Source organism: Streptomyces sp. CLV115 (assembly GCF_038448545.1).
GTDB lineage: Bacteria > Actinomycetota > Actinomycetes > Streptomycetales > Streptomycetaceae > Streptomyces > Streptomyces sanglieri.
The window spans coordinates 1-18,799 of record NZ_JBCEWQ010000099.1; the positions used below are offsets into that span (position 1 = coordinate 1).

The window sequence follows — 18,799 nt, forward strand, 5'->3', positions numbered from 1 at the left end:
GGGGCGGGGGGGGTGGGCCCGGGGCCGGCGCCGGGGCCGGCGCCTCGTCCGTCCGGGCCGCGGGGGACGCGGGTGCGGCCGGCGGCGTCGGTTCCTCGGCGCTGATGATCGCGCGCAGTTTGTCGCGGTGCTCCGCGACGAGGTGGCCGGCGACGCCCTCGATGGTCGTGTACTCGAAGAAGATCGTCTTGGACAGCGGGCCGAAGAACACTTCGAGCGACGCGGTCGTCTCCAGGATGGCGAGCGAGTCGATCCCGTAGTCGACGAGATTGGCCGTCTCGTCGAGCGTCAGGGGGTCGCGGTGCAGCACCCCTCCCACGACGCGGCGCAGCAGGGCCGTCGTACGCTCCGTCAGGTCCTCCTCTGCGCCGGCGGCCGGGGGCGCCGCGGATGTGGTGTCCACGGGAACGGAGCGGGACGCTGCTGGGAGCGGGGCGGTGACCGTGAGCGTCGCTTCGGCGCCGTACGCCACCACGGTGTGGGCGGGCGCATCACGCAGCACTGCGCCGAGAACCCGGATGCCGTCCTCCGTCGGGAGGGGCTCCCAGCCCCGGTCCCGGCGCATCGACTCCCGGGTCACGGGGTCCATGGACATCCCGCCGTCGGCCCACAACGGCCAGCTGACGGCCGACGTGCTCCCGCTCCGCTCGCCGATCTTTTCCAGTGCCCGGCGGTGGTGGGCGAAAGCGTCCATGAATGCGTTGGCCGCCGCGTAGTCCGACTGCCCGGAACTGCCGAACACCCCCGCCACGGAGGAGAAGGCGACGAAGAAGTCGAGCGCGAGGCCGCGCGTGGCGGCGTCGAGGTTGAGCACGCCGTCGACCTTCGGCGCCAGCACCGCCCGGACGTCGGAGGCGTCCTTGGTGAAGAGGTACGCGTCGCGGAGGACACCCGCCGCGTGGACGATGCCGTCGATCGCTCCGTGATCCCGTGTGATGGTGCGTACCGCACGGTCCACGTCGTCCTTCGAGCCCACGTCGACGGGGAGGTAGTGGGCCTCGACCCCCGCTTCCCGCAGTCCGCGCAGGGCCGTCCCGCTCGCGGCCCCGGGAGCCGACCGGCCGCTGAGGACGACGACGACGCCCGCACACCGGCCGAAGTACCGTGCGACATGCAGCCCCAGACCGCCGAGACCGCCCGTGATCCAGTAGACCCCGCCCTCCTTCAACGGCGGGATCTCCGCTCCTTCGCCGAGACGGAATTCCACGGGACGTGCCGCGTGACGGGTGCCGTCGGCCGCGTAGCGGATCTCGCAGTCGGCCGACCGGTCGGCCGCCTCCGCGCGGAGGATGTCCGCGATCCGCTCCGGCGACGCGGTGTCGAGTTCCGCGACGCGTACGACACGGCCCGTGACACGGGGGTTCTCCATGACGACGGTTCTGAACAGGCCGGTCAGCGGCGCGTGGCAGTGCCGCGGCGACCGGTCGTCCACCAGGACGACGAACCGGTGCGCTCCCCCGGGTTTCGACCTGACCAGCTCCGCGACGTGCCGGAACACCAGGTCCACCACGGCCCCGACACCATCGGCGACACGGCCGGGCCCGACATCGGGAAGGCGGGCGAGGGTGAAGCCCGTCGTGCCCTCCACGACGGTGGTGTGGGCGGCGGCTCGTCCACTCAGGTACCCGCGCACGGACGGGAGGGGCGTTGCCCGGTCCTCCGGTACGTCCAGGGGCGCCGGCACCCAGGGAACGGCGGCGGTGACGACGTCGGCGCCCGTTCCGCGTCCGGGCTTCGCCCCGTGGGTCCGCTGGACCAGCCCGCGCAGAGCGACCAGCACCACGCCCTCGGGGTCGCAGAGGTCGATGTCGAACACATCGAGCGTGCTGTGCCCTTCGCGGCGCCGGACCCACGCCCAGGTCTCCGACACACAGGCGCCGTGGACCGTGAGCTCCTCGAACGCGAACGGCAGTGCCGGGCTGCCGGACGGCTCTCGCGAAGTCTCCGCCAGGAGCACGACGGAGGACTGGAGTGCCGCGTCGAGCACGCTCGGAGGCAGAACGTATCCGGCGTCCGCCGCCTCACCGGCAGCGGGCTTCCCGATACGCGCGACCAGTTCCCCCGTCCCCAGCCGGAGCTCCTTGAGCCCGCGCATGGCAGGTCCGTACTCCAGGCCCCGGTCGTGGAACGCCCCGTACACGTCCACCGGGCCGCGCTCCCCGGGGCAGGCTGCCAGCAGCGCGCCCAGATCGACGCGATCCGGTTCCCGCGGCCCGCCGGCCTCGACGATGCCCGAGCTGTGGACCGCGGCCGGGTCCGTGCCGGTGGCGACCTCGAAGGCGAGGGCGGCGCCGTCCTGCGGGGTGAGCCGGACACTGACCTCGACCGGCGCGTCCCGCACGACGAGCGGGCGCGGCCATGCGACGTTGCGGAGCCGGACGACCGTCGGCTCCGCAACGTCGGGCCCCATCGCATGGACAACCGCGGCCCGGACCATCTCGACGTGGGCGGCCGCCGGGAACACACGGTCACCGCCCACCACGTGCGAGGCGAGAAACGGCTCCGCTCCGGTGAACGTCGAGCTGAAGCGGTGACCTGCGGGGCCGGAGGTGGCGGCGTGAACCAGTGGGTGTGCGGCGGCATCGGCGCTCGCTGCCGGTGGCGTCACTCCTGCCTCGGCGCCCGTGCGCGGGGGCTCGACCTCGTTGTGCGGGGCCCGGACCTCCTTGTGGGGAACGCTGAACCAGTGCCGCTCACGGGCGAAGGGATATCCGGGCAGCCGCACACGTCGTGGACGCGGCCGGGGTGCGCCGTGCCCGGACCGGTCCGCCCAGTCCACCGCCCCGCCCTGTACCCAGTGTGTCCCTGCCGCCCTCAGCTCGGCGACTTCCTCCTCCGTGCCTCGCGCCTTCCCGCCGAGGTGAAGTTCGCCCGCCGCACGGGTTCCGTCGTTGAACTCCCCCAGGAGCAGTTCCAGTTCGTCGCGGTCCTCGACGGCGAACGCGACCCGGGCGGGCATGGGATCCCGGCCGACCCGCAGGGTGTGAGCGATGTCGGCGAGTGCCTGCGACGGGTGCTCGCGCAGGTGGGTGAGCAGGTCGACCGCGACCGCGCGCAGTCGGTCCGGCGTCTTCGCGGAGAGCGGCAGGAGCTCCGGACCCCGGAAGGAGGCGTCCCGCGCTCCCGCACCCGCTTCATCGGAGAGGTGTTCCTCAAGCACGACATGCGCGTTCGTGCCACCGAATCCGAACGAGCTCACCCCGGCCCGCCGTGGCCGGATCGTTCCGTCGCCTCCGGGGGCCGTCGCGCTCCAGGGTCGGGTGTGGCGGACGACATGGAACGGGCTGCCTTCGAGCTTGATGAGCCTGTTCTGATTCAGGAAGTTGACGTTCGCGGGCAGTATCCCCAGTGCCAGTGAGCTGATCACCTTGGCTATCCCGGCGACACCGGCGGCGCCTTCCAGATGCCCGATATTGGTTTTGACGGAGCCGACTCCGCAGCTCTCGGGCCGGGCGACGGTGCCCTGGGCCGCGTGCAGGTTACGGAAGGCTTCCTTCAGAGCCATGATCTCGATCGGATCGCCGACGGGCGTTCCGGGGCCGTGCGCTTCGATATAGCCAACGGTCTCCGGCCGGATTCCGGCGCGGGTGTAGAGCCCCTCGATCAGATTCGCCTGTGCCGTCGGGTTGGTGACGGTGAGGGAGTTGGTGCGGCCGCCATGGTTCGTGGCGACGCCCTTGATGACCGCGTGGATGGGGTCGCCGTCCGCGACGGCCCGCGCGAGGGGCTTCAGGAGGAGCACCGCCCCGCCTTCACCGCGGACGTAGCCGTCGGCGCTCTGATCGAATGCGCCGGCACGACCGGTGCGGGACAACATGCTCGCCTGGCTGAACGCGACGAAGTGCTTCGGCGACCAGATCAGATTGACTCCGCCGGCCAGGGCGACACCGCACTCGCCGTTGCGCAGCGCGCGTACCGCTTCGTACACCGACACCAGCGAGCTCGAACATGCCGTGTCGTTGGTGATGCTCGGGCCCTGGAAGTCGAAATAGTAGGAGATTCGGTTCGCAATGATCGAGTATGCCGTCCCGGTGGGGAAATAGACGTCCGTCCGCACCCCTTCGCGTTCCATCATTTCCGCGTAGTCCGCATGGCAGACACCCATGAAGACGCCCGTCTCCGTTCCGGCGAGGGCACTCGCCGCATAGCCTGCGTTCTCGATGGCCCGCCAGGCGAGTTCGAGAGCCATGCGCTGCTGGGGATCCATGCTCTCGGCCTCGCGCGGCGAGATATTGAAGAAATCGGCATCGAAGCAGTCCGCATGCTCGATGAAGCCGCCCCAGACGCTGTTCGTCTTCTGGGCCCCGAGCCTGGGGTCACCGAAGTACCGTTCCTTCGACCAGCGTTCCGGCGGGACTTCCGAGATGAGCGACCGGCCCGCGACGAGGTGTCCGCCGAGCTCTTCCAGAGTCTCCGCGCCGGGGAATCGCAGAGCGAGCCCGATGATCGCGACATCGTCCGTCGCGGGCGCCGGTTCGAACGTACTCATCAGATTCCTCCTGCAGAGGGGAGGCCCCGATGGGCCGGCGTCGATCCCCGTGAATTCCGCTGATCGATGATGGTGTTCACCTTGAAATCGGCCAGTGCCGCTGATTCCCCGGGTTTTTCCTGTCCCAGCACGAACTGCTGGTTGAGGACCGCGGTCGAGAGCAGGTAGACGAAGGCCTGGTCTTCCTTCGTACTGATCTCGTCCGTGGGCGTGGCCATGATCTTCTTGACGAGCTTCCGGGCGAACACCGGGTCGATGCCGCCGATCTTCTCCAGCTCCGTCGTCGAGAGGAGAAGTTCCAGGTAGTCGGGCTGCTGCTGCTTGAAGACGGCCGCTCCGGGCGCGCGGTACGGCTGCTTTTCCCGAGTGAGGCTCAATTCCGGCAGCTCACCCCAGAACGCCTTCTTGAGGATGGCCTTCTCATCGAGACCGTCGTCGAAGCGCAGATTGATCGAGGCCGCCGCGCGGACGACCGCGGGGTCCAGGAACGGGCACCGGTTCTCGACACCGTGAGCGAGGCTCATGCGCTCGCCCTGGGTGGAAAGAAGATAGCCGGGCAGCAGCGTCTTGAATTCGAGCCACTGTGCCCTTCGGACCGGGCTCAGCGCGGCGTATCCGGGTGTCGCGCCCGTCAGGGCCATGAGATCCGCGAACGGTTCATCGTGTCGTTTCAGCAGACGCGTGGCGAAACGACCGTTCTGGTAACGGAGTTCGTGGGAGAAGAGGCCAGGCAGCCGTTCCACTGCGAACTGCTCGAAGAGGCCCTTCATCCTTGCCCGGTTCGCTGGTCCGAAATGACTCAGTTCCGGGTGAAGGCTGCCGAGCCTGGCCATGCGCTCATCGTCCGACAGTTCGTTCCATGAAGCGCGCAGCAGCGTCTCGCGGAAGAGCGAGTACCCGAGGAACGCCTCATCGGCGCCCTCACCACTGAGGATCACTTTGATTCCGGCGTCCCGCGCGTGGCGGGACAGGAGAAACATGGGGACGAACGCCGCGCGGAACGCGGGTACTTCCGCGTGGTACACGGCGGACCGGAAGTTCGCCGCGATGTCGGCACTGGACACGGCAATGGACGAGTGACGGGTACCGAGGTGCGAGGCGACGACCTGCTGGCTGCTCGACTCGTCGAAGACGGCGTCGTCGAACTCCACGGAGAAAGTACGGACCTCGTGCGAGGAGAGATCGGTCGTCAGCTTGGTGACGATGGAGGAGTCGAGGCCGCCGCTCAGATAGACACCGACCTCGACATCACTCCTCAGCCGCATCTCGACGCTCTCACGGAGGACGTCGCGGACCGATGCGGCCGCTTCCCGTTCGGAACCGGTGAACGGCGGTACGTCGAGTTCGAGCTCCGCGTAGTCGCCCAGAACCGCCCGCCCGTCGCGGACGGTCAGGTAACACCCCATCGGGAGCTGGCGGATGTGCTGGAAGGGGGTCCGGTCGGGCAACGGCGTCCATACCGCGAAGGTGGAGGCGAGTTCGTGGGGGTCGAGTTCGAAACGGAACCCCGGGAACGCGTGGAAAGCCTTCATCTCGGAGGCAAAGAGGAATTCCCCGTTCCCGGCTCCCTGGGCGCCGCACCCCTCGCGGTCGACGTAGAAGAGCGGCCTCTTGCCGTATCTGTCCCGTACCAGGAACAGGTCTCCCGACCTCACGTCCCGGATCGCGGCCGCGAACGCGCCGTTGAATCGGGGCAGGCACGCGGGCCCCCATTGGGCCCATGCCTGCAGGAATACTTCCGTGTCGGAGCGAGTACGGAACCGGCGGCCGAGCCCGCGCAGTTCCTCGCGCAGTTCGATGTGGTTGTACAACTCGCCGTTGAAGCAGATCCAGTAGCGGTCCGTCGGGTCGGCCATCGGCTGGGTGCCCATGGCGAGGTCGACTATCGACAGTCGTGCTGTGCCCATGGCGATGCCGTCGTCCAGGTAGTAGCCCGCCTCGTCCGGCCCGCGGTGGCGGATGAGCGACAGCATGGAGGTGATCACCTCCGGCGTCCCTCCGTCGTGGAGCGAGGGCGCGACGAAGCCTGCGATTCCGCACATGCGGGGTCTCCTTCTCCAGTGGCCGTCGCGGTCTCAGCGGCCGTCGCGCTCGGCCAGCTTGTTCGCTACGAAGGCGTCGATGGCCTCCAGCGAAGAGAAGATGTTCCTGAGGTATTCCTCGTCCGTCAGCTGGAGCGAGAATTCCCTTTCGACAGCGGTAAGGAGCTGAATATATCCGAAGGAGTCCATCACTCCCGTCTTGAACAGATCGGTCTCGGCGGTCAGTTCACCGTCGAATTCCACGAGGAACTGGTCCTCGATGAGCCGCTGTATGTACTGCTTCCTGTCCATGTCTCACACCCCGCTCTCGACGAGTGCGTTCCGGTCACCGGTCTTCTCGATGCTTTTCACCATGCGGAGAAGGGACTTTCCGCCTATCTCCTCGTAATCGAGACCGGTACCGAGGGAAAGGAGATATCGAATGCTGTCGACCCATCGCACCGGCTCCACGAGCTGTCTGCTCAGCATCTCCGGTATCGCACCCCGCTCGTGGGGCCGCCCTGTCACATTGGAGATCACGGCCGTTCCCGGTTCCGCGAACGTGAACCCCTGCAGGAAACTCTCGAATTCGGAGCGGACAGGCTCCATGTGTCGCGAATGGAAGGCGGCGCTGACCCGCAAGGGGGCGAAGCGGATGCCCCGGGCCTTCAAGGAGGCGTGGGCCGCGCGCAGCACGCTGTCGCTGCCGGCGATCACGACCTGGGCGTCGGTGTTGTAGGCCGCCACGTCCACCCCGTCGACGCCGTCCTCCCGCAACATGCCGAGCAGGCGCGGAGCAGGGGTGTTCATGACCGCGCTCATCCCGCCGCCCGACGCCGCCGCCATGAGTTCGCCGCGCTTGGCGACGAGCCGCAGACCCGTCTCGAAGTCGAAGACCCCGGCAGCCAGGAGCGCGTTGTACTCCCCCACGCTGTGTCCGAGGCAGTAGTCGGCCGGCCGGCCCTCCCGGCGTTCACGCTCGAACGTGTGCAACGCGTTGACGGTGAACAGGGCCGGCTGTGTGCACTCCGTCCGGGAGAGCACGTCGTCCGGATTGTCGCGGCAGCGCGAGACCAGGTTGTACCCCAAGAGTTCGCAGGCGAATCGCGTCAGGCCCGGATAGCGGCCGAAAACATCTGCGCCCATACCCCGGAACTGCGCTCCTTGCCCGGGGAAGAAAATCGCGAACACCGTGATGCCTCCAGGATCTGCGCCGGTGACTGGCCCACACCACGCGGCGATGTCGGTTCCGCACATGCTGTGCCACCCCCCTTGCGGTCCACTGGCCGGAATGCTGATGACCCGACGCGCTCCCTTGTCCGGATCCTTGCCTGCCTACTTGCCGTTCGCTTGCCGCTTCCATCGGTATGCGGGAGAAGTAAATTGCCAATTACGTGATCGTTTATTGGCCATTCATCAGCCGAATCACATGACGGAACACCCCCTGTTCTAGGATCAATTAGCCGGAGAAGTCTCAAGCGTGGGAACGAATGGGGCCGAAGATGTCTGCACGTCAGGCTCAGAGCACACTGCTGCCTCCACCGTCGGCCGCCCACTCCGGACCGGTGCTGCAGGTCCTGGGGCCGATGTCGGCCCAGTACGAAGGGCATGACGTACCGCTGGGCCCGCCACGTCGCAGAGCGCTGCTCGCCCTGCTGCTGATCAGGCTGGGCCGGGTCGTCCCCACCACCGTGCTCATCGAGGAGCTGTGGCGGGAGGACCCGCCCCGGCGGGCCGTCGCCACCCTGCAGAGCCATATCTCGCATCTGCGCCGGGCGCTGGCCCCCGCGACCGGCCCCGACCGGCCGGCGGTCCTCCGCTACCGGGCCCCCGGATACGTCCTTGAGCTGCCTCCGGAGCAGGTGGATGTCCACCGGTTCGAGCAGCTCTTCTCCACGGGGCGCCGTTTCCTCGCCCGCCAGGATCCAGTGGCGGCCCGCGACCGGCTCACCCGGGCGCTCGGACTGTGGCGCGGCTCCCCGTACGCGGAGTTCGTCACTCACCAGCCGCTCGCCGACGAGAGCACCCGGCTGGAGCAGGTCCGGCTCACCGCCCTGGAGACCTCCGCGGAGGCCGGTCTCGTCCTGGGCAGAACCGCGGAGGTGGTCACGGAACTGGAACGCGAGGTGCGTCAGCATCCCACTCGGGAACGCCTGGTGGGCCATCTGATGACCGCGCTGTTCCGGTCGGGTCGGCAGGCGGAGGCGCTGGAGGTGTACGAGTGGACGCGCAGCTATCTGGTCGAGGAGTACGGCGTGGACACGACGGCCGAGCTCCAGCAGCTGCACACCGCTCTGCTCCGGCAGGAACTCGGTGAGCAGCGGACACGCGCCGTGCTGAGCGGCGAGCTGCCGGCCGGGGCCGCCGAGCTCCCCCGGCCCATCCGGACCGTGCTGTCCGGCGCGGCGGAGCGGGTGGCGGAGGTGTCCCCCGGGGGCGCGAAGACCGCCATGCGCAGTATGGGCAAGCCCCAGGAACCGGACCGTACGGCAGGGGTCGCGGCCATGGCCCCCGGGCTCGCCCTCTTCGAGTCCGTGCCGCCCCCGCCGTTGACCGGCCGGGAACGGGAGCTGCGGCGGCTGGTCGCCGCAACGGCCGGTGCGGCGACGGGGCGTGGACATCTTGCCTGTGTGTTCGGCTCGTCCGGGCTCGGCAAGTCCCACCTCATGATGGAGCTCGTCCAGCGCCTCCAGGGCATCGACGAGGGCATGGAGACGATCCGGAGCAGCTGCTTCTGCGGAGAGGGAGTCCCGCCGTACTGGCTGTGGACACAGGTGCTGCGGCGGCTGTCGGCGGCACGGCCCGAGGCATTCGAGGCCGCCGCCGCGCCGTTCGGCTCGCTGCTCGCCCCTCTGCTGCCCGGAACCGGGACCGGCCCCGACCCCGGCGGCGCACCGAGCCCCTTCCGGATTCACGACGCGCTCTGCGAAGTGCTGCTCTCACTGGCCGCTCAGCGGCCCCTGGTGCTGCTGCTGGAGGACGTGCACTGGGCGGACGCGGTCTCTCTGGACCTGCTCCGATTGCTGACCACCCGTCGCCAGGGACATCCTCTCAGCATCGTACTGACCGGCTGGGACCTGGAGGTGTGGCCCGATGCCTCGCGGTTCCGGGTGATGACCGAGGTGCTCAAGGGCCCGGACGCGGAGATCCTGCGGCTCGCCGGCCTGGCCCGTCCGGATGTCGCCACACTGGTCGACGCGCACGCGGGACCGGGCGTCGACGAGCGGATCATCGACGCGCTGCACCGCGAGAGCACGGGCAGCCCGTATTTCGTCATCCAGATGCTCTCCCTGCTCTGTGACGCCAGGGACCTGCGCGAGCCCGGTGCCACGGACGAGATCCTCGGCCTGATCGTGACGTGCGCGCGCACGGTACTGCGGCAGGAATTCGCCATGCTGCCGGAACCCGTGCTCCGGCTGCTCCGGCTGTGCGCGGTCGTCGCACCCGACTTCGACCTGGACGCGGTGTGCCGTGCCGTCGGCGGCAATTCTGCCATCGCCGTCGTGGAGTCGGCCGTCCGGTACGGCCTGCTCGCTCCGGACCGGCAGCGCACCGGACGGCTCCGCATCGCCCCTCCCCAGGCTCAGGAGGCACTGACCGGCGAGCTGACAAAAGAGGAGTGCCAACGGCTGCACGCCCGGTACGCCGATGCGCTGTCCGCGCAGGTCCAGATCGGCGGCGATCCGCAGGAGACCGATCGCGTCGCCCGACACGCCTGGCTCGCCGGGGACGTCATGCCCCCGGAGCGAGTGCTGCCCTGGCTGCTGCGCGCGGCGGAGAACGCGGAACTGCGCCTGGCCTCCGAGGAGCGAGAGCTGTGGCTGCGCCGTGCGGTCGGCTCGGCCGGCTCACTGCCCGACGGGACGACCGCCCGCGACCTGAAGCAGCGGCTCCACCTGGAGCTGGGCCATGTACTGGGCCAGGTGCACGGATTCGGCGACGCGGAGGCGGAGGCGGAGATCACCCAGGGACAAACCCCGCGCACGACGCCTCATACGCCGGACGACCCGACGGTCCTGTCGTTGCTGGCCACGTCACTTCTCGTGCGCGGCCGCTACGACGAGTCACAGCAGCTTTCCGTCCTGCTGCGGAACATCGCGGAACGCACCGACGGACCGACGGCCCGGCTCGGCGCGGCATACGGCGAGGGTATGGCGCTGTTCGTCCGCGGCCACCTGTCCGATGCGCTCAAGGAGCTGGAGCCCGGAGCGGAACTGGCGGAGCGCCTCGCCTGTGAGGGCCGATTACCCGACGGAACGTACCGGTCCGACCCACGCGTCTATTTCCGCTGCTACTGCATCCTCGCCCACTGGCTGCTGAACGACTCCGCGACGGCCGCGGAACAGCGCCGCCGCCTGCTGCGGCTCACGCAGCACGGGAGCAAGCCGTGGGACCGGGTCCAGGCCCTCTACGTCGACGCGATCGTGGCCGCCTGGGAGGGCGACGTGGAGACAGCGCGAACCTCCGGCACCGAGGGCGTCGGGCTGGCCGTCGAGCACGGGCTGTACTACTGGAAGGCGATGCTCCATCTGCCGCTGGGCTGGGCCCTCACGTACACCGGCCATCGCGAGGGGATATCCGACATGAAGAACGCGCTGGCCGAACTGCGGCAGTCCAGAACGAACATACGCCTCCCGCTCCATCTGGGACTGCTGGCCCAGGCCCAGCACCACGCCGGGCAGCGGGAGGACGCCGTGGACACTCTGCGTACCATGGTCGCGGTGGTCGAGCACCGGCGCGAGTACGTGTACCTCAACTCCGCGCTGCCCGCCACGCACCTGCTGCACGAGCTGCTGGGCCCCGAGTCGGCAGAAACGGTACTGCCGGAGTGAGCGGTGCCACCTGCGGTCCCCGGTGGGCCACTCGGGGTGTAGGTGTATCCGTGAACGCCCGGAGGGCATCCGCCCCCGCCCCCGGCGACAACACGGCAGCACGACCACCCGAGGAGCACACACCATGTCCGGCACCGAAACAGTCCGAATGTCGTTGGAAGCCATGGCATCGCTTCTCGCCCCGGCCCATCCCGATGTGGTCGAGCAGGTGTTGCACGCCCACGACGATCCCGAGGGCTATGTGCGGACGCACGCGGATCAGCTGGGTGAGCGCTGCATCCACGAGCCCGTCGCGGAACTCGCGTGGATAGCGCTCGTGGACGCGCTCTTCGATCACCAACTGCTCGCGGAATTCGACTGGAAGGAAGATCCGCAGGAGATCCGGGCCCGGTTGAGGATGCTCGCCTCCCGTCCGTCCGTGGACCCCTGGGTGCTGTTCGAAGCCGCCGAGATGTCCCTGCCGGCCCACGAGTTCCTGACGGCCTGCGGTCGGCACTACCGTGATGTCGGCGCGGCGCTCGTCGTCCTCGACATCGAATCCGACTGCTACCCGGTGGTGTGTCTGCGCGCGGCGCAGGTCGAAGAGCTGACGGAACTCGCCGGCCGTGCGGGATACACCGCCCGGGGCCTGGGGAACTGAGGGCGGTGCGGTGACCACGGCCCGGTGGAGCCCGGGGCCATGAGGTGCGGGCGCTCTTCGGGGCATCACACCTGGCTCCGCCTTGCCCGGCGACCGGTCGCGCCATGCGCGGATGTACTCCCGGAACTCGCCGTACTCACTGAACAGGAGGCGGACGTGAGGGAACACACCACCGCCGTTCCGAGGAATTCTCCACGGGCGTGCGCATAGGGCCCCGCGATGGAAAAGCCCCCGCGACCGACGAAAGTTTATGGATCTCTTAGCAGGCCGGGCGGACAGAATCAGCGTAAAACGGATGACCCCAAGATTGGGACTCCCCAACCGGCACATCGTGGGCTTAACTTAGGTGTCATGACCTCCCCCCGCTCCACCTACGGCGGCGGCTACTACGCCGCACCGTCGTTCCCCGACACTCCGATCTACGACTCCCTGGTCGCGGAGCGGGGCACCCCTCAGATCGCTCCGATCCGAGTGCCTGCCGCCTATGACACCGGCAACAGCTATCTGCCGGCTCTCCCGGCGGCGCTGCCGGCTCTTCCCGCGGCACCTTCCCAGCCCGGTCCGTCGTACGGCTACCAGCAGCCGGCGGCTCAGCAGGGCTACGCGCCGATGCAGCCCGCGCAGTTGCAGCACGCGCCGGCGCCGTACATCCCGCAGCAGCCGTCCGCGGCCCGGGGCGGATACCAGCCGCCCCACCCGCAGCAACAGCAGCGGCCCGCGCCGGGCACCGGCTACGAGGCGATGCGTCCCGCGGCTCCGCGTCCGGCGCCGCAGCGGCCGGCCCCGGCGCCCTCGCCGTACGAGGACCCGTACAACCGCCCGTACCAGGGCCGGGGGTACTGAGCCGACCTCACGCGCAGTCGCACGGAGTCGTCGTCGAGCCATGGGGACTCGACGGCGACTTCGGCGTTCCCGCACCGGACGGACCGTCAGCCCGGCCCGGCGGACGGGAACTCACGGGGGTGGTCCGCGCGTTGGCCGGGGTGAGGTTGCTCTCTCTTCGCTCCTTCAGCACGCGAAGCGTGCCGTATCAGGCTAAGACGGATACGGAAGGGGGTGCAGGACTGTGCGAGCGGTTACGGGTGTATGGCGTTGGCGGCGCAATCCCCTGCGCCGCGCCACCGACCGGCGCGAGGCGTGGGTGGCTCTCGTCGCGCTGCTCCTGATGGTGCTGGCGGCGCCGGCCCTGGGCTGGGTGTGCGGATCGTACGCGGACGAGGCCCTGCAGAAATCGGTGCGGGCCCAGCAGGCCGTGCGGCGTACCGCCACCGCGGTCGTGCTGCGCCGGGCGCCGCGGCCGCCGCGTTTCGTCACCGATCCCGAGGGCTCCTCGGAGCGCACCTCGCAGATCCCGGTGGTGGCCCGCTGGAAGGCCCCGGACGGCACCGCCCGCCGGGGCACGGTGACGACCTCCTCCCGGAAGGCCGCCCCCGGCACCGAGCTGGAGATCTGGACGGACCTCGACGGCCGCCCCGCCCCGCGTCCGATGGACGCTCCGACGGCCCGTACGCACGCCGTGCTGGCGGGTCTCGGCACGACGACACTCGGCGTCGGACTGGTCGAGGGCGTACGGCAGCTGATCGTCCGGCACATGATGCGGTCGAGGTACGCCCGGATCGACCAGGACTGGGCCAGGACCGGTCCGGACTGGGGCAGGACCGGCGCCGGCAGCTGATCAGCTGCTGATCGGGTCAACTCCCGCCCGCCGCGCGCGCTACGGTGGACCGGCCCGCCCGCCTTCCCGGTGGGCGGTCCCGGGATTCGCCGCTGCCGCAAGGCCGGTGACCCGGGCATCACGCACGCACGAGGTGGGGGCACAACAGCGCCATGGCACAGGGCACGGTCCAGGTGACGCACACCGGCACATCGCGGTGGCGGCGCCGCACAGGCGAATACGCCTCCCTCACCGCAGCCCTGGAGGCCGCGGCCGACGGTGATGTCCTCACCATCGCCCCGGGCACCTACCGGGAGAATCTGGTCCTGCACCGGGCGGTGACCCTGCGCGGGCCCGAGGGCTCGGTGGGCTCCGTACGGATCGCGCCGGCCGACGGGGTGCCGCTGACCGTCCGCGCCTCCGCCGTCGTCTCGGACCTGCATGTGGAGGGCCAGGACTCGACGGCCCCCGCGCTGCTGGTCGAGGACGGCGCCCCGGAGATCGCGGACCTGCGGATCGTCACCCGTTCAGCCGCCGGGATCGAGGTGCGCGGCACGGCACGGCCGACCGTGCGCCGCTGCACGGTCGACAATCCCGCCGGGGTCGGCATCGCCGTACTCGACGGCGCGGGCGGAGTGTTCGAGGAGTGCGAGGTCGTCTCCGCCGGGCAGTCCGGGGTCTCGGTGCGCGACGGCGCGCACCCGCGGCTGGACCGCTGCCGGGTGCACCACGCGTCGGGCGCCGGGCTGAGCGTCACCGGCGAGGGCAGCGCCCTGGAGGGCGTCGGCTGCGAGGTGTACGAGATCAAGGGCAGCGGGATACAGGTGACCGCGCGCGCCGCCGCCCACCTCACCGACTGCACGGTGCACCGCACTTCGGCGGACGGCGTCACGCTCGACACCGACGCGGTCCTGACCCTCGCCGACTGCGACATCCACGACATCCCGGAGAACGCGGTGGACCTGCGTTCCCGTTCGGTGCTCACCCTGACCCGCTCCACGGTGCGCCGCTTCGGCCGCAACGGCCTCTCGGTCTGGGATCCCGGCACCCGGGTCGACGCCAACCAGTGCGAGATCCACGACAGCACGGGCGACTACCCGGCGGTCTGGGTGAGCGACGGGGCGACCGTGATACTGGACTCCTGCCGGGTCCATGACGTACCGGACGCCATTTTCGTGCTGGACCGGGGCTCGCGCGCCGATGTCGTCGACAGCGATCTGTCCCAGGTCCGCAACACCGCGGTCTCGGTGAGCGACGGGGCGACCGCGCAGCTGGACGACTGCCGCATCCGTGAGGCCTCCACCGGCGCCTGGTTCCGTGACCACGGCAGCGGCGGCACGCTGAACAACTGCACCATCGACACGGCGCAGACCGGAGTGATCGTCACCAAGGGTGCCGACCCGACGATCGAGCGCTGCACGGTCACCTCGCCCGCCGAGGCCGGTTTCTACGTTTCCGCCGAGGGCCGCGGCACCTTCCACGGTTGCCGGGTAACCGGCAGCGACGGTTACGGCTTCCATGTGATGGACGGTTGCCGTACGACGCTGACCCGCTGCCGGACCGAGCGGTGCGCCCGCGGCGGTTACGAGTTCGCCGAGCCCCCCGTCGCGCACGGGGACGGCCGGGGAACCGGCCCCGTCGTGGAGGACTGCACCAGCGACGAGAGCGCGCTGCGCTCCCCCGCTCCCCCGGCGCCCGCCGTGCTGACGGCGACCCAGTCGGCCCCCGGACTGCTCGGCGGGGTTCCGGGGCAGCGCGCCGTCGAGCCCGCCCCGGTGGAGGTGTCTGCCACCGCGCCGGCGCGCGGCTCGGAGGCGGTGCTCGGGGAGTTGGACGCGCTGGTGGGGCTGGACAGCGTCAAGCGGGAGGTGCGGGCCCTCACGGACATGATCGAGGTGGGCCGCCGGCGTCAGGAGGCCGGTCTGAAGGCCGCGTCGGTCCGCCGCCACCTCGTCTTCACCGGCTCCCCAGGCACCGGCAAGACCACCGTGGCCCGGCTGTACGGCGAGATCCTCGCCTCGCTCGGAGTGCTGGAGCGGGGCCATCTGGTCGAGGTGTCCCGGGTCGATCTGGTCGGCGAGCACATCGGCTCGACCGCCATCCGCACCCAGGAGGCCTTCGACCGGGCGCGCGGCGGGGTGCTCTTCGTCGACGAGGCGTACGCCCTGTCGCCCGAGGACTCCGGCCGGGACTTCGGCCGGGAGGCGATCGACACGCTGGTGAAGCTGATGGAGGACCACCGGGACGCGGTGGTCGTCATCGTCGCCGGCTACACCCACGAGATGGAGCGGTTCCTCACCGTGAACCCCGGTGTGGCGTCCCGTTTCTCACGGACCATCACCTTCAGCGACTACGAGCCCGCCGAGCTGCTGCGCATCGTGGAGCAGCAGGCCGACGAGCACGAGTACAGCCTGGCCTCCGGCACCGGGGAGGCGTTGTCGAAGTACTTCACCGAGCTTCCCAAGGGTCCGGCGTTCGGCAACGGCCGTACCGCGCGCCAGACCTTCGAGTCGATGGTGGAGCGGCATGCGGGCCGGGTCGCCCAGCTCCCGGAGCCGAGCACGGACGACCTCACGCTGCTCTACCCGGAGGATCTGCCCGAACTGCCTTGAGCCCGCGGGGCGTCGGCGGCGTCCTGCCCGTCGGCCTGGCGGGGCAGGACCGGGTCCAGTCGTTCCAGGAGCGCGGCCCGTTCCTGGGCGAAGACCGGGTCCGCCTGGTAGTCCGAGTGTCCCAGGACGGCTTCGGGCAGCGGATGTTCCCGGGTCCGGCCGTAGACCAGGGGGTCCTTCAGCGGCCCGCGGTCGACCTCGGGGCCGGGGGCCTCGTCGAGCCGGACCCGGCCGCCGATCGGGTCGGTGGCACGCCACAGGTTGCGCCAGCAGTGCACGGAGCGGTGCATCGCGTGCAGCGGTCCGGGGCCGAAGTAGGCCGGGAACCAGCGTCCGTACAGCCGCTCGATCGGCGAGCCGTAGGTGAGCAGGGCGACCCGGCCGCGGGTCTCGGCGGGGAGCTGCCAGACCGCGGACGCGGCGAGGACGCTGCCCTGGGAGTGCCCGGAGATGACGAGCCTGCCCCGGGTGAGCGCGGTCCAGCCGGACATCCTTGACGCCAGGTCGGGAACGGCCCGTTCGGCGTAGCAGGGCGGCGCGAAGGGGTGGGCGGCGCGCGGCCAGAACGTGCCGACGTCCCAGAGGATGCCGATGGTGCGCCGGGCCGAGGCGTCGCGGTAGGCGCGCCGTCCCCAGGTGACGAAGAGTATGAAGCCGAGGCCGACCATCCAGGAGCCGGTGGACTGGGCGGCCTGGGCGACGGACTCGATGAACGGGCCGCTGCCCTTCATCGCGAGCCCGGGCACCTGGCCGCTCACCCAGGCCCCGCAGACCGCCGCCGCGCCGAGCAGCAGGGTGGCGCCGCAGACCGGGCCGAGGATCCAGGGCGCGGAGTCGGTGAGGGCGGCCGTGGCCTGGATCCGGGCGATCTGCCGGGTCCGGGCGGGGTCCGGGCGTTCGTCCTCGTAGGCCCGGTCGATCCCGGGCTCCAGGGCGCGGGCGGCGAGCCAGGTCCGTACGAGCAGCAGCAGGGCCGGGACGGCCAGCAGCACCAGGAGCACGGGGATGACCGACGCCTGCCAGCTGAGCAGGACCGGCGGGCCCTCGATGACGGAGCTGCGGCCCATGCCGGGGGTGCCGGGTCCGTCGAGCCAGTCGGCGACGCGCTGGGAGACCCCGCCGCTCATGACGCCGCCGAGGGCGCAGGCGAGCATCGCGACGACGGGCCCGCCGAGTCCGTACATGACGGTGCGGGGCTCGGGGGTGCGGCGGTACAGGCTCAGTGACACCACGGCGAGCACGACGACGAGTGTCCCCTGGCCGAGGGTGATGACGCTGAAGGCGAGGTCGCCGGGGAGGGCACCGGACGAGGCCCAGTCGGGGCGGGACCAGGCGGCGTACCCCGCGGCGAGGACCAGCAGGGCCAGGGCCACGCCGGGCAGATAGGTGATGAGGGCGCGGTCGAGCCGGTTGTCGAGGCGCCGTTCGCTGCGGCCGCGGCGGCAGACCACCCAGAGCACGACGAGTCCGCCGAGGACCAGGGCCGCCTCGATCAGCCGGCCGATGATGCCCGGTACGGGGCCGGTGACGGCGCGGTCGTGACGGGCCGCGGCGCCCGCGACCGAGGCCGCGACGGTCAGGAAGCCGGCGGCGGTGTGGGCTGCGCGCAGCCGGGCGACGAGCCGGCGGCCGTACCAGAATCCGGGCCGGCCGAGCGCGGGGCGGACGACGGGCCCGGTGCCGGTGGTGGCCGGGGCGGGTGCGGGATCGAGGTCCTCCTCCGGTTCGGTTCCGGTGAGCGGGCGCTGTGACTCGTAGGCGCTCCAGGTCCGGTTGGACAGGAACCAGAGGAGCGCCACCAGGGCGGTGGGCACCAGTGCGGCGAGGGCCAGTCTGCGGCCCGGCTGGGACCACCAGCCGCCCTGCGCGGTCGACAGGAAGCCGAGCCAGGACCGCTGGTTCGAGCAGTTCGGCACGCCCGCGCACTGCCAGGCAGCCAGGTCGAGCGCGACCTCGCAGGCCGCCGCCGTCAGCAGCACGGTGAGACTGAGCGCGACGAGCCGGACGAGGACGCCGTACAGCCGTACCGTGCGGGTGCGGGAGCGGGCGGTGGGGCGCATCCAGTGGGCGAGGTTGACCACCATGAACGGGAGCAGCAGCAGCCACAGGGCGCGGGAGCCGTTGCCGGAGGTCAGGTTGGACCAGCAGTAGGCCTCGGGAATGGGGCGGTCGCGATAGCGCTCCGGGTGCTGTTCGGCGTCCGTGTCCTCCGCCCGCCGGTAGATCGCCGCGGTCGCGTCGCCGGTGATCCGGACCGTGCGCGGGTCGTCGAGCATTTCCTGGGGGGTGGCGCCGCCCACGCCGTGGACCAGCAGTTCCAGCGCGGGCCCGGGACTCTGTGGGGCCTGGGTGGCAGGTGGCACGGGAGTGGCTCGCTCTCTGGGTCGTGGGGGGCGAAGCGCGGTCGATGCGCGGTCATCAGAATCCCGGAAGGGGGCAGATGGCCGCACCACTCTCACGGAATCTCCCCAGTGCGGCGCCCGGCGACACCGCGTGGCAGGATGACCCCGTTCGAAGAGACTGCTGCACGGCCAGAGGGAAGGACCGGACC

10 protein-coding genes are annotated in these 18,799 nt (G+C 70.5%); 5 read left to right on the plus strand and 5 right to left on the minus strand.

The genetic code is table 11. The annotated features are described in order from the left end of the window. The 4 genes from AADR41_RS27970 to AADR41_RS27985 all read right to left on the minus strand — a co-directional run. A partial coding sequence (locus AADR41_RS27970; RefSeq protein ID WP_342284178.1) for a type I polyketide synthase occupies positions 1-4,489 on the minus strand: 4,489 nt, incomplete at its 3' end. Then, positions 4,489-6,531: an asparagine synthase (glutamine-hydrolyzing) gene (gene asnB, locus AADR41_RS27975; protein ID WP_342284179.1), complete on the minus strand. Its 2,043-nt coding sequence runs from the start codon at positions 6,529-6,531 to the stop codon at positions 4,489-4,491. The genes AADR41_RS27970 and asnB, both read right to left, overlap by 1 nt. 33 nt (positions 6,532-6,564) lie before the next feature. Beyond that, positions 6,565-6,822, minus strand: coding sequence for an acyl carrier protein (locus AADR41_RS27980; RefSeq protein ID WP_342284180.1), 258 nt, complete (start codon positions 6,820-6,822; stop codon positions 6,565-6,567). Positions 6,823-6,825: 3 nt separating this feature from the next. Next, a complete protein-coding gene (locus AADR41_RS27985; RefSeq protein ID WP_342284181.1) occupies positions 6,826-7,767 on the minus strand; it encodes an ACP S-malonyltransferase in 942 nt (313 codons plus the stop codon). 245 nt (positions 7,768-8,012) lie between these two features. Between AADR41_RS27985 and AADR41_RS27990 the strand changes: the two genes are divergently transcribed. The 5 genes from AADR41_RS27990 to AADR41_RS28010 all read left to right on the plus strand — a co-directional run bounded on the left by AADR41_RS27990 (position 8,013) and on the right by AADR41_RS28010 (position 16,248). Continuing rightward, a complete protein-coding gene (locus AADR41_RS27990; RefSeq protein WP_342284182.1) occupies positions 8,013-11,342 on the plus strand; it encodes a BTAD domain-containing putative transcriptional regulator in 3,330 nt (1,109 codons plus the stop codon). A 163-nt stretch (positions 11,343-11,505) separates the two neighbouring features. Then, positions 11,506-11,982, plus strand: coding sequence for a DUF6630 family protein (locus AADR41_RS27995; RefSeq protein ID WP_342284183.1), 477 nt, complete (start codon positions 11,506-11,508; stop codon positions 11,980-11,982). Positions 11,983-12,333: 351 nt separating this feature from the next. Then, positions 12,334-12,825, plus strand: coding sequence for a DUF6643 family protein (locus tag AADR41_RS28000; protein WP_342284184.1), 492 nt, complete (start codon positions 12,334-12,336; stop codon positions 12,823-12,825). A 223-nt stretch (positions 12,826-13,048) separates the two neighbouring features. Beyond that, positions 13,049-13,657, plus strand: a complete 609-nt coding sequence (locus AADR41_RS28005) for an Rv1733c family protein (protein ID WP_342284185.1) — start codon at positions 13,049-13,051, stop codon at positions 13,655-13,657. Between the two features lie 152 nt (positions 13,658-13,809). Next, positions 13,810-16,248 (plus strand): right-handed parallel beta-helix repeat-containing protein, encoded by a 2,439-nt coding sequence (locus AADR41_RS28010; RefSeq protein ID WP_342284186.1) that lies wholly within the window; start codon positions 13,810-13,812, stop codon positions 16,246-16,248. Here AADR41_RS28010 and AADR41_RS28015 read toward each other — a convergent pair. Continuing rightward, positions 16,218-18,611, minus strand: coding sequence for a hypothetical protein (locus AADR41_RS28015; protein ID WP_342284187.1), 2,394 nt, complete (start codon positions 18,609-18,611; stop codon positions 16,218-16,220). The two genes, AADR41_RS28010 and AADR41_RS28015, sit on opposite strands and share 31 nt — an antisense overlap. Between the last annotated feature and the right edge of the window lie 188 nt (positions 18,612-18,799).